At 53.2% G+C, this 12,452-nt stretch carries 13 protein-coding genes and 2 tRNA genes; 1 reads left to right on the plus strand and 14 read right to left on the minus strand.

Features of this window, described 5'->3' with window-relative positions; translation table 11 throughout:
• Positions 1–24 precede the first annotated feature (24 nt).
• The 13 genes from nuoH to tpiA all read right to left on the minus strand — a co-directional run bounded on the left by nuoH (position 25) and on the right by tpiA (position 11,879).
• Positions 25–1,098, minus strand: coding sequence for an NADH-quinone oxidoreductase subunit NuoH (gene nuoH / locus QWY30_RS06755; RefSeq protein WP_290239422.1), 1,074 nt, complete (start codon positions 1,096–1,098; stop codon positions 25–27).
• Positions 1,098–3,425: an NADH-quinone oxidoreductase subunit NuoG gene (gene nuoG, locus QWY30_RS06760; protein ID WP_290239424.1), complete on the minus strand. Its 2,328-nt coding sequence runs from the start codon at positions 3,423–3,425 to the stop codon at positions 1,098–1,100. The genes nuoH and nuoG overlap by 1 nt, the downstream gene beginning before the upstream one ends.
• A gap of 15 nt (positions 3,426–3,440) precedes the next feature.
• Positions 3,441–4,802, minus strand: a complete 1,362-nt coding sequence (gene nuoF, locus QWY30_RS06765; RefSeq protein WP_290239426.1) for an NADH-quinone oxidoreductase subunit NuoF — start codon at positions 4,800–4,802, stop codon at positions 3,441–3,443.
• Positions 4,799–5,299: an NADH-quinone oxidoreductase subunit NuoE gene (nuoE, locus tag QWY30_RS06770; RefSeq protein WP_290239428.1), complete on the minus strand. Its 501-nt coding sequence runs from the start codon at positions 5,297–5,299 to the stop codon at positions 4,799–4,801. The genes nuoF and nuoE overlap by 4 nt, the downstream gene beginning before the upstream one ends.
• A 39-nt stretch (positions 5,300–5,338) precedes the next feature.
• Positions 5,339–6,595: an NADH-quinone oxidoreductase subunit D gene (locus tag QWY30_RS06775; RefSeq protein WP_290239430.1), complete on the minus strand. Its 1,257-nt coding sequence runs from the start codon at positions 6,593–6,595 to the stop codon at positions 5,339–5,341.
• A gap of 2 nt (positions 6,596–6,597) precedes the next feature.
• Positions 6,598–7,218, minus strand: a complete 621-nt coding sequence (locus QWY30_RS06780; RefSeq protein ID WP_290239432.1) for an NADH-quinone oxidoreductase subunit C — start codon at positions 7,216–7,218, stop codon at positions 6,598–6,600.
• A 56-nt stretch (positions 7,219–7,274) separates the two neighbouring features.
• A complete protein-coding gene (locus QWY30_RS06785) occupies positions 7,275–7,751 on the minus strand; it encodes a NuoB/complex I 20 kDa subunit family protein (RefSeq protein WP_028816901.1) in 477 nt (158 codons plus the stop codon).
• Positions 7,752–7,775: 24 nt separating this feature from the next.
• Positions 7,776–8,135 carry an NADH-quinone oxidoreductase subunit A gene (locus tag QWY30_RS06790; RefSeq protein WP_290239435.1) on the minus strand — a complete coding sequence of 120 codons (360 nt, stop codon included), beginning with the start codon at positions 8,133–8,135 and terminating at the stop codon, positions 7,776–7,778.
• A 169-nt stretch (positions 8,136–8,304) separates the two neighbouring features.
• Positions 8,305–9,465 carry a porin gene (locus QWY30_RS06795; RefSeq protein WP_290239437.1) on the minus strand — a complete coding sequence of 387 codons (1,161 nt, stop codon included), beginning with the start codon at positions 9,463–9,465 and terminating at the stop codon, positions 8,305–8,307.
• Between the two features lie 345 nt (positions 9,466–9,810).
• Positions 9,811–10,239 carry a universal stress protein gene (locus QWY30_RS06800; protein WP_290239439.1) on the minus strand — a complete coding sequence of 143 codons (429 nt, stop codon included), beginning with the start codon at positions 10,237–10,239 and terminating at the stop codon, positions 9,811–9,813.
• A gap of 205 nt (positions 10,240–10,444) precedes the next feature.
• A tRNA-Leu gene (locus QWY30_RS06805) sits at positions 10,445–10,529 on the minus strand.
• Between the two features lie 70 nt (positions 10,530–10,599).
• Positions 10,600–11,085, minus strand: coding sequence for a preprotein translocase subunit SecG (secG, locus tag QWY30_RS06810; RefSeq protein WP_290239442.1), 486 nt, complete (start codon positions 11,083–11,085; stop codon positions 10,600–10,602).
• Between the two features lie 53 nt (positions 11,086–11,138).
• Positions 11,139–11,879 (minus strand): triose-phosphate isomerase, encoded by a 741-nt coding sequence (gene tpiA / locus QWY30_RS06815; RefSeq protein WP_290239444.1) that lies wholly within the window; start codon positions 11,877–11,879, stop codon positions 11,139–11,141.
• A gap of 124 nt (positions 11,880–12,003) precedes the next feature.
• On the opposite strand from tpiA, the gene QWY30_RS06820 reads away from it, so the two are divergent.
• Positions 12,004–12,093: transfer RNA gene (locus tag QWY30_RS06820), tRNA-Ser, on the plus strand.
• A gap of 10 nt (positions 12,094–12,103) precedes the next feature.
• Here the strand turns inward: QWY30_RS06820 and QWY30_RS06825 are convergent.
• The gene (locus QWY30_RS06825) at positions 12,104–12,424 is read right to left on the minus strand and encodes a DMT family transporter (RefSeq protein WP_353958798.1); all 321 of its coding nucleotides are present in this window, start codon (positions 12,422–12,424) and stop codon (positions 12,104–12,106) included.
• Positions 12,425–12,452 lie beyond the last annotated feature (28 nt).

Genomic DNA, 12,452 nt, shown 5'->3' on the forward strand with positions numbered 1-12,452 from the left:
GCCTTTTTTGCCGTCGAGTCGCGGTCAGTTCCAGATGTTCCAGGGTGTTTGCATCCAGATCGCCACCACGACCAGCCACACACCCGTCAGAGGGATAAAAATCTTCCAGCCCAAACGCATAATTTGGTCATACCGATACCGTGGGAATGAAGCGCGGAACCAGATAAAGAGTGACACTACGCAGAAAGTCTTGAGGCCAAGCCAGATCCAGCCGGGAATCCAGGTCAATGGCGCGTATTCGACAGGCGCTGCCCAACCACCCAAAAACATGATGGAAGCCATGCAGGACAGGAAAATCATGTTTGCGTACTCACCCAGGAAAAACAGCGCGAAAGCCATTCCCGAGTACTCCACCATGTGACCCGCCACAATCTCTGATTCGCCTTCAACCACGTCAAACGGATGACGGTTGGTTTCAGCAACAGCCGAGATCACGTAAATCACAAAAAGTGGCAATAAGGGCAACCAGTTCCAGGACATGAAATTCAGTCCCATGTCGGCGAACCAGCCACGTGTCTGCACATTGACGATCTCCGTCATGTTCAGGCTACCGGACACCAACAGCACCGTGACCAACACGAAACCAATCGCCAGTTCATATGACAGCATCTGGGCCGATGCGCGCATCGCCGCTAAAAACGCATACTTGGAGTTTGACGCCCAGCCCGCCACGATCACGCCATACACACCAATCGAAGTGATCGCCATCACATACATCAAGCCTGCATTGACATCGGCCAGAACAAGCTCAGGACCGAAAGGGACGACAGCCCAGGCTGCGAGTGCCGGCATCAGGGTGACAACAGGCGCCAAGATAAACAGAATCTTGTTGGCCTGAGTAGGCACGACCACTTCTTTAGTCAAGAGTTTGAAAACGTCGGCAAAAGGCTGCAGCAGACCTCGGAAACCCACGCGGTTGGGTCCCAGACGAATGTGCATAAAGCCGATCATCTTGCGTTCCCAGTACGTGAGGTAAGCAACGCACAGAATAATTGGAACAGCGATCACCAGGATTTTGGCGATGGTCCAGACCACAAGCCAAGGTGTTGGACCGATCAAGTCCGTACCGAAAGTTTCAAGAACGTTCAGCCACTCCATCAGGCACGCTCCACTTGAAGTTGACCGAAGGCACTGCCAAGCGCGGCAGTATGTTCAAACGCGGCGGCGATACGCACCGCACCGGCAACCAAGGTGTTGTCAGCTTCGGCAGTCAGCATGACATGACCTGTCGAAGACTTGACCCGAACTTGCTGGCCGACGGACACACCGAGACTGGCAAGCGTCTGCTCATGCATGCGCGCGACAGGCGTGCGGGATGCACCTGTTGCCTGCAAGGCTGGAGCACGGCGAACCATCGCATCACTACGATAGATTGGCACATCTGTCACCCGCTGCAAACCTTGAGCGGAGCCAGATGACACGCCTGGCAAAATTTGAAGCTGATTGGACAGCCGTGACTCAATACCATTGGCCAACACAGCGTCACGCACAGTCTCTGATGTCTCGTCATCAAAGCCAGCCAGATGCAGGACATTGCCCAACACGCGCAAGACTTTCCAAGCTGGACGGCTTTGACCACGTGGTGCAGCTGTACCTTTGAAACTCTGAGCTGTGCCCTGAGCATTTACAAAAGTGCCGGAGGTCTCTGTAAAAGGCGCAACAGGCAACATCACATTCGCCCAGTCACGTGCGCCTGACGCGTAAGGCGTCAAGGCCACCACGAACTCAGCAGCCTTGAGCGTGGCAATGGCTTGCGCCCCATTGTCGGCATCCAGCAAAGGCTCGGCATGCAACACAACATAAGCCTTGAGAGGCTGAGACAACATCGCCGCAGCGCCCTTGCCACCCTTGGTGGGCACAGCACCTGCGAGATAACCACCCACAGTATTCGCACCAGAGGTGAGGAAGCCAAATTTACCGCCAGAAAGTTGCGCGACGAGTTGCGCATTGGCAGCGATCATCGATGCATCAAGAGCGTTCACAGCGGTGTTGCCTAACAAAATCGCAACACGCTCACCACTTGAAAGACTTTGAGCAATCGCCTGCGCTGTCGCGTCAGGTTGGACAGAAGCCAACGCTGCAGGAACTTCCTGGCCCTTGAGTTTGGACAGTGCGACGGCGACTTGAGCAACCGTTTGAGCCAACGCACTCGGCAGCACAGTGGCGCGCGCGGTCAGCTTGAGCAACGGATCGTCAGCAGCGATATCAATGGACGAAATCTGCGTTCCGCGCTTGGCAGCCTGGCGCAAACGCTGTGTCATCAGAGGATGGTCTTTGCGCAGGAAAGAGCCCACTACCAGAACACGATCCAGCGTATCGAGCTCAGCGACTGGAAAGCCCAGCCATGGCGCGCCGGTTAGCGCAGCATCCAGAGAGGCATCAGTCTGACGTAGACGGAAATCGATATTTTCAGAACCCAGACCGCGCGTCACACGCGCAAGCAACGACAACTCTTCAAGCGTTGAATACTCACTCGCCAGAGCACCAATTTGCGCACCACCCGATGCATCGCGTACATCCATCAAACCATGGGCCACAACCTGGAGGGCGTCAGACCACGTGGCTTCTTTCCACTGACCATCCTCGCCCTTGATCATCGGAACCGTCAAACGGTCCTCATTGAGACCTTCGTAAGAGAAACGGTCACGATCGCTGATCCAGCACTCGTTCAGCGCATCGTTTTCAAAGGGCACCACACGAATCACCTCGTCGCCTTTGACCTGCACAACCAGGTTTGCACCCAAGCTATCGTGAGGAGAAACCGAGCGTCGACGCGCCAGTTCCCATGTACGAGCCTGATAACGGAAAGGCTTGGAGGTCAGAGCACCCACCGGACACAAATCAATCATGTTGCCCGAGAGCTCGGACTCGACTGAACGTCCCACAAAAGTTGTGATCTCGGAATGTTCGCCGCGTCCAACCATGCCGAGCTCCATGATGCCCGCCACTTCCTGGCCAAATCGCACACAGCGCGTGCAATGGATACAACGCGACATTTCCTCTGCTGAAACCAGAGGACCGAGTTCTTTATGAAAGACCACACGCTTCTCTTCGTTGTAGCGTGAAGTCGAACCACCATAACCTACCGCCAAGTCCTGCAACTGGCACTCACCACCTTGATCGCAAATCGGGCAATCAAGTGGGTGATTGATCAGCAGAAACTCCATCACACTCTTCTGGGCAGCGACCGCGCGCTCAGAACAGGTATGGACCACCATGCCGTTGGTGGCAGGTGTGGCACACGCAGGCATCGCCTTGGGTGCTTTCTCAACCTCAACCAGACACATGCGGCAGTTGGCCGCGATGGATAGTTTCTTGTGGTAGCAGAAATGCGGCACGTATACGCCAAGCTTATGCGCGGCGTGCATGACCATGCTGCCTTCTTGCACTTCGACTTTCTTGCCGTCGATGGTTAACTCAACCATAACTTTGTCCAAACCTTAGAGATAGGGGGCTACGACACATCGCTTATGCTCGATGTGGTGTGCAAATTCGTCGCGGTAATGTTTCAGGAAACCACGCACTGGCATCGCGGCGGCATCACCGAGCGCGCAGATTGTGCGGCCCATGATGTTGCCAGCGACCGAATCCAGCAGATCGAGATCTTCGGGACGACCTTGACCGTGCTCGATACGATTGACCATGCGATAGAGCCAACCCGTACCTTCACGGCAAGGTGTGCACTGACCGCAGCTTTCTTCGTAATAAAAATAAGACAACCGCAAGAGTGACTTGACCATGCAGCGCGTGTCATTCATGACAATCACTGCACCGGATCCCAACATTGAACCGGCCTTGGCGATGGCGTCGTAATCCATCGTCGTATCCATCATGATGTTTCCAGGGATGACTGGTGCGCTTGAACCACCAGGAATCACTGCTTTGAGTGTCGAGCCGCCGCGCATACCACCCGCGAGCTCAAGCAATTTGGAAAAAGGCGTACCCAGAGGGATTTCGTAATTACCTGGGCGCTCAACATCACCCGTGATCGAGAAAAGCTTGGTGCCACCATTGTTAGGTTTACCCACTTCAAGGTAAGCCTGTCCGCCATTGCGAATAATCCAAGGCACCGCAGCGAAGGTCTCGGTATTGTTGATCGTGGTGGGTTTGCCGTACAAACCAAAGCTCGCAGGGAACGGTGGCTTGAAGCGAGGCTGACCTTTCTTGCCCTCTAACGACTCGAGCAAGGCGGTTTCCTCACCGCAGATGTACGCGCCATAACCATGGAAAGCGTGCAACTGGAAATTAAAATTTGAACCCAGGATCTGGTCGCCCAGGAAGCCAGCTTGACGGGCTTCTTCGAGGGCCTCTTCGAAGCGTTGATACACCTCGAAAATTTCACCGTGGATGTAGTTGTAACCAACCGAGATTCCCATCGCGTAGGCCGCGATCGCCATACCCTCTATGACGATATGGGGGTTCAGACGCAGAATGTCGCGATCTTTAAAAGTACCGGGCTCGCCTTCGTCGGAGTTGCAAACCAGATATTTCTGACCAGGAAAACTGCGCGGCATGAAGCTCCACTTCAGACCCGTTGGAAAACCTGCGCCACCACGACCACGCAGACCTGAGGCTTTGACCTCGGCGATCACATCTTCCTGGCTCATACCCTGAGTCAGAATTTTACGAAGCGCCTCATAGCCACCGCGCTTGACGTAATCGGCCAAGCGCCAGTTATTACCATCGAGATCCGCCATGATCTGCGGTCCGATATGGCGACCGTGCAGAGCCATTGAATCCGCAAGCGAACCGGGCGAAGCAATCAACCCCTGGGAGTATTTGGATAAAATTGCGGCGCTCATGCTGCGCCTCCCTTGGCGGCTTCGGTCAGCTCGCTAATCATTGAATCAATTTTTTCACGCTCCATGCGCACGCACATGTGATTGTTGTTCACCAACAATACTGGAGAATCCCCGCACGCACCCATGCACTCGCCTTCCATCAGAGTGAAGTGACCGTCTGGAGTCGTCTCGCGAAAACCAATGCCAAGTTTCTTTTTAAGATAATCGGCTGTCTTTTCACCATCGCGCAAAGCACAAGGCAAGTTCGTACAGACCGTAATCTTGAACTTGCCCACCGGACGGACATCAAACATGTTGTAAAAGGTTGCGTTTTCCTGAACCGCGATCGCAGGCTGCCCAAGGTAATCCGCGACATCCTGAATGATCTCGGGAGATACCCAACCCTTTTCCTCTTGCGCAATCGCAAGCGATGCCATGATGGCGGATTGCTTTTGATCTGGCGGATACTTGGCGATCTCGCGATCAATTCTTTTGTAGGCCTGTTCAGAGAGCAGCATGTTCTAAATCCGATGGTAGCAAAGTCAAAACGCAGACAATTAGCGGTCGATCTCGCCAAAAACAATATCTTGGGTGCCGATGATCGTGACAGCGTCGGCAATCATGTGGCCGCGTGACATTTCGTCAAGCGCCTGCAAATGCACAAAACCTGGAGCACGAATCTTGAGTCGATAAGGCTTGTTCGCCCCATCCGACACCATGTAAATGCCAAATTCACCCTTTGGATGCTCAACCGCGGCATACGCCTCGCCAGCAGGAACATGGAAACCTTCGGTGAAGAGCTTGAAGTGATGGATCAACTCTTCCATGTTGGATTTCATTCCGGTGCGATGAGGTGGCGACACCTTGTGGTTATCGATCATCACCGGACCGGGATTATTGCGCAGCCATTTGACGCACTGGGCAATGATGCGATTGCTTTCACGCATTTCAGCGATACGCACCAAATATCGATCATAAGAGTCACCATTGACGCCTACAGGGATATCAAACTGCATGCGATCGTAAACCTCGTAAGGCTGCATTTTGCGCAAATCCCAGGCAACGCCAGAACCACGCAGCATCGGTCCTGTAAATCCGAGTGCTTTCGCACGCTCGGGATCCACCACACCAATGCCTACCAAGCGCTGTTTCCAGATGCGGTTGTCGGTCAGCAAAGTCTCGTATTCGTCCACGCAGGCGGGAAAACGATTCGTGAAATCTTCGATGAAATCCAGCAACGAACCTGAACGCGCATCGTTCATCGCCTTGAGATCTTTGGCAGAGCGGTACTGGCTTGATTTGCCATACTGAGGCATCGCGTCGGGCAAGTCGCGATACACACCACCGGGGCGGTAGTAGGCTGCATGCATACGTGCGCCCGATACCGCCTCGTAGCAATCCATCAAATCTTCGCGTTCGCGGAACGCGTACAAAAAGACCGCCATCGCCCCCACGTCCAGGGCATGGGAGCCGAGCGACATCAAATGGTTGAGCAAGCGCGTGATTTCGTCGTACATGACGCGAATGTATTGCGCGCGTAGCGGTACCGTCACTCCCATCATTTTCTCGATGGCCATGACATACGCATGCTCGTTACACATCATCGACACGTAGTCGAGTCGGTCCATGTAGGGCAAGGCTTGCAGGAATGTGCGGTGTTCAGCGAGCTTTTCAGTCCCACGATGCAATAAACCGATGTGAGGATCCGCGCGCTGAATGACCTCACCATCGAGCTCGAGCACGAGACGCAATACACCGTGCGCAGCAGGATGCTGGGGACCAAAGTTCAGTGTGTAGTTTTTAATTTCTGCCATGATTAGCGCCCTACTCCATAGCCGTCTTCGCGTATCACACGCGGAATGACCTCACGCGGCTCGATTGTGACTGGCTGATACACCACGCGCCCTTGCTCTGGGTCGTAACGCATTTCAACATTACCGTAGACAGGGAAGTCTTTGCGGAAGGGATGACCAATAAAGCCATAATCAGTGAGAATGCGGCGCAGATCTGGGTGACCTTCGAACACGATACCAAACAGATCAAATGCCTCGCGTTCAAACCAATTGACAGCAGGCCATACCTCGACGAGTGAATCGAGCACCGGAAACTCAGCATGCGTAGCATACGTGCGGACTCTCATGCGCCAGTTGTGCTTGAGAGACAACAAATGTGCCACGACCGCGAAACGTGCCTGAGGCACGACGGCGCCAGCAGGCGTTTCACCCACTCGACCCGCTCCGTAGGTCGAATAATCGACACCGCACAAATCGATGCAAGTTTCAAAATTCAAACCGGGTTCATCGCGCAAACGCTGACAGGTGGACTGCCACTGCTCAGATGCAACCTCGAGCGTGATCTCATCGGTGGAGAGTGTGATCTTGGCCTGTTCACCGAACAGAGTGATCAATTGTTGTTGCAGGTTTTCTAGCCTGGACATGTCTTAAGCCTGATTAAACCGCCGGGACGCATGTACGCGTCACCAACGCTTTGGATTTAACGAGCAATCGTGTTGGTCTGACGGATTTTGTTTTGCATCTGCAGCAGTCCGTAGACCAGTGCTTCGGCTGTGGGTGGACAGCCGGGGACATAAACATCGACCGGCACGATGCGGTCACAGCCACGCACCACAGAGTATGAGTAATGGTAGTAGCCACCACCATTCGCACATGAACCCATCGACACCACCCATCTTGGCTCAGGCATCTGGTCATAGACCTTGCGTAATGCGGGGGCCATTTTGTTGCAGAGCGTGCCGGCAACAATCATGAGATCCGATTGGCGTGGGCTCGGACGAAAAATAATACCGAACTGGTCGAGGTCGTAGCGTGCGGCACCAGCGTGCATCATTTCGACCGCACAACAGGCCAGGCCAAAAGTCATCGGCCACATCGAACCTGTTTTAGCCCAGTTGATGAATTTGTCAGCACTCGTGGTGACAAAACCTTGTTTCAGAATACCGTCAATAGCCATAGATGTTTCGCTGCAAAGATTGGGTTATTCCCAGTCAAGCGCGCCTTTTTTCCATTCGTAGATGAAACCAACGGTCAACACAGCCAGGAAAATCATGACTGTCACAAAACCGACCATCCCAACCGAGCCATTTGCAATCGCCCATGGGAACAAAAACGCAATCTCGAGATCGAACAGAATGAAGAGAATCGCGACGAGATAGTAGCGAACGTCGAATTTCATACGCGCATCACCAAAGGCCTCGAAACCACACTCATAGGGCGAGAGCTTTTGAGCGTCGGGACGATGAGAACCGATGAGTGAACCTGCCGCAATCAGCGCAAAGCCGATCGCCGTACCCACCACAATAAATAACAAAACGGGGAAGTATTGTTCCAGATTCATTGAACGTTTCCGGCTGTTGCACAAAACTTCAAGATTGTATCATCCTGCATCAGGGTTTCACCTGTAATGACCCACTAAAAAATAAGCGAGCCACTCAAAAGAGTGGCTCGCTTTTTACTGAGTCGTACAACAACCTAGCCTAGGCTAGGTTGCAATCCTAAGCGGATGCTTAGAACTGGTGACGCATACCGAGACCAACTGTGGTGCTCTTAGCTGTGTCAACTGTACCGACGTTTTGCATCGTACCCACGAAAGCGTACAGGTTTGTGCGCTTGGTGAAGTCGTATGTGTAGGCCAGGTTATATGCTGTCTGGTTCTGTGCGTTATAGATGTCTTTCATGTTGGTGTTAGGAGTCAACATTGTCCACGACAACAAGACACGTGAAACTGGGTTCACAGGAATTGTTGCGCCAACGATGTAGCTGTTTGTACCAACTGCTGGAGCGAAAATCAGATCGCCAGTACCGACTGGGTTACCAGCCAATGTTGCACCAGCTCCGCCACCACCCTGACCGAGGACAGCGCCGTCACGTGTCTGACCGTAGCCAGCTGCAATCTTGACGACTTTGAAGTCATAGCTACCAGCCAAGTTCCATGAGCTGATAGAAGCGCTACGACCTTGTGTCAGACCAGCTTCAGAGTAGATTTTGTCATACGAAGCAGCTGCGTAGAAAGGACCGTTTGCGTACTTAGCACCGAGTGTCAACTGACGTGTGTTATTCGAAGAAGCAAAGTTGTAGCCTGTGCCGCTTGTGCCGCCACCTGCGTCGGCAGTGTAGAGACCGGTGTTGCCCGTTGCGAACGAGTAACCGACACCAGCCTGGAAGCCAGACATGTTAGGTGTTTGATACTTGAGTGTGTTGCTGATACGGTCGGTGTTAGCCACGCCGAATGCAGCACCCATGTTCAACTGACCGAAGCCTGTGCCGAACGGATCAACTGGGATACCAACGTATTCTGTTGCGAAGTTGAGCTGACGACCCAAACGGACATAGCCCCATGAATTGCTTTCAACGCCCATCCATGCCTGACGACCGAACAAACGGCTGCCCTGCAATGCTGTACCGTTACCGATATCAAAGCCGCTCTCGAGCATGAACGTTGCCTTGTTACCGCCACCGAGGTCTTCGACGCCTTTCAGGCCGAAGCGGTTACCGGACTGTTGGCCATAGCCCAGACCGAAGTTGGATGCGCCATCGCCGTTTGAAAGGCTGACGCTTGTGTAACGCAGACCACCGTCAACGATACCGTACAAAGTTACTGAGGATTGGGCCGAAGCGGCACCAGCAAAGCCGGCTAGCAGGGCGGCGGCGAGCAGAGTCTTTTTCATTTAAGAAATCTCCGTAGATTTGAGTGACAAGAGCAACAAACAACTATTTGTCTGCCGCCCCCCTAACTCCGCTAAGGGAAGTTGACGCTATTGCATCAAAAATCGGGGGCTGTGGCTATGAAACCAGACAGAAAAGAGCCTTGGGAGACTATTTTTGTTGGGTTACAGCAACAAAACGAGCAAAACAGAGCAAAAAAAGAGGGTTTACCCGTACACCATTGTAGTAATAGAACAACAACGGAAATTGTTGATTTTGCCCACTCAAAAATAAAAACGAGCCGGAAACAAATATTCCGACTCGCCTCTTTAATCAGCCCGCACGATGGGCCCGATACAGCTTTAAAACTACTTAATCAGCACCACCGGCTGCTTGGCCTGGGCCAGAACGCGCTGCGCCACGGAGCCCAGCAGGATGTCAGCAATCGCGCCACGACCTTTGGAGCCCAGCACAATCATGTCGTATTTCCCTTTTTGCCCGTGCGCAACGATTTCCTGGGGAGCATTACCGACCAGCATGACCATATCGTGCTTGATTCCCTTTTCATCGAGTACTTTCATCGCAGACTTGAGCTCTTTTTCGCTGAGTTCACGAAGGTAGTCGGCAACCGCCTCTTTCCCCACGAATGCTTTGGCATGACGCAATCCAGCATCGTCGTGTACGCTGATGAGCGTAATGCTCTTTGTCTTGTCGTTGCTGTTGGCCAACAAATCGGCAGCATATTTGACAGCACGCAGTGCATTCTTGGAGCCGTCGGAGGCGACGAGAATTTTCATGATTCAGTCCTTCTTGGTTTGTAATAAGTGAATCTTGCTAAAAATTTTTATGGCTTTGTGCTCGTCAATGTGCGAACGCGCACAAAAGCCATATTGTGAACATTGTCACAATATACCTAAAAGTTTTGTGTTCTTGGTGAGATCGCAAGAGATATGCGTTGAACTGCAGAGAAATTACGTTGAAGTTTTAACTGCAGACATTTGATGGTGCCGACGGCGAGACTCGAACTCGCACAGCTTTCGCCACTACCCCCTCAAGATAGCGTGTCTACCAATTTCACCACGTCGGCTTTTTGTGTGGTCTTGATTAGCCAAAGATTGTAGCACGTAGCGACAATCTTTGACTTGAACTTTGACCCTTTAATTACTAGTAGGTGCTGCGGGAGCAGCCGGTACCACAGGTGCAGCAGGTACTGAGGGCACCACAGGTGCAGCCGGTACTGCAGGCACTGCAGGCACTGCTGGAACTGCAGGGGTACTTGGCACACCAGGAACGGCATTAACAGGCGCCGCAGGTGCAACGCCCGGAACAGCCGAACCGGCAGGTGGTGCAACAGGTGGGGTTTGTGTGAAGTTTTGCATGATGCCCGTGTCCTGCCCCGTATTTCCACGATTTGCCACGTAGGCCAAACCGATTGTGGAAATAAAGAAGACAACAGCGGCCCATTTTGTCGCGCGAGACATAAAGTTTGCGGCACCCGTTGCACCAAACAAACTACCGGCCGAGCCGCTACCAAAAGCTGACCCCATGTCAGCACCCTTGCCTTGCTGGAGCAAAACGAGTGAGATGATGGCTAGGGAAGACAGGATCTGCACAACCAGCAGAAGATTAAACATCCAAGACATTGAAACGCTCCGAAAACTGAATAGCGAGGAAAAACCAGAAACAGAACTGCCTGTTAGGCAGCGATAGCCAAGAAATCCTCTGCAACCAAAGACGCCCCACCGACCAGTGCACCGTCGATGTCAGGCATGGCAAACAAACTCGCGGCATTTGCCGCCTTAACGCTACCACCATACAAAATCTGAACCTGCTCTGCACCCGCACCTTTAAGCGCCGCTCGGATCGCCGCATGCACTTCCTGGGCTTGCTCAGGGGTTGCGGTACGACCAGTGCCAATCGCCCAGACGGGCTCATAGGCAATGACCATTTTCAGGACTGCCTCTGAACCAAGCGCCAAAACTGGGGCGAGCTGGCGGGTAATCACAGACACTGCCTGACCGGCATCCCGTTCAGCCAGAGATTCACCTACACACACGACAGGCGTGAGACCTGCAGTCAATGCCGCACGCGCCTTGTCCGACACAAGCTGATCTGATTCGGCATGCATCGCGCGTCGCTCGGAGTGACCCACCAGGACATAATGACAAGAAAAATCCTTTAGCATCCCGCCGGAAACTTCACCCGTGTATGCACCCTGTGCGTGCACGCTGATGTCCTGAGCGCCCCATGCAATGGACGAACCTGACAAAGCCAAAGCAGTCTGGGCAAGATATGGGAAAGGCACACACACACCCATCTGCGTGGTGGTTGCGGCTCTGGGCGCCGCCAAAAGAGCATTCAGCAACTTGGTGTTATCCGCCAGATTGCCATGCATTTTCCAATTGCCGAGTACGAGTCGAGTGCGAGTTGCAGTCATTTTTGAGCGTTGAATAGATAGCAGCAAACCCAGAATTGTATCCTGTTGGCCACTCTTGAGGGGGTCGCTGCCCCATTGGCAGGAAATATCCCGATAAATCGTTTATGATTCAGCCCTTCTTGATGGAAGCGTGGCCGAGTGGTTTAAGGCACCGGTCTTGAAAACCGGCGAGGGTTCACGCCCTCCGTGAGTTCGAATCTCACCGCTTCCGCCAGTTTCCGGCCCTACCCTAGCTTGAGCATCACCACGCCCAAGATAATAAATGCCACGCCTAACCAGCGAATTGGCAAGCTCGGATCCCCGAAAAAAAACACCCCCAGAGCAAATGTGCCGACTGCGCCAATCGAGGTCCAGACCGCATAGGCCGTGCCAATCGGAATTTCTTTCAAAGAAAACCACAATAGTGCACCGCTAATCGCCATACTGACGATCGCCAGCACCAGCCCCCAGATTTTCATGCCTGGTGCATCAGCCAGCTTCAAGCCCAAGGGCCAACCCACCTCGCAAAGCCCGGCAATCAAAAGGGCGCCCCAGTAAATACTCATGTTGATACCCCACTTGTTGACATGGCGG

This window comes from Zwartia panacis, from assembly GCF_030410395.1.
Classification (GTDB): Bacteria; Pseudomonadota; Gammaproteobacteria; order Burkholderiales; family Burkholderiaceae_B; genus Zwartia; species Zwartia panacis.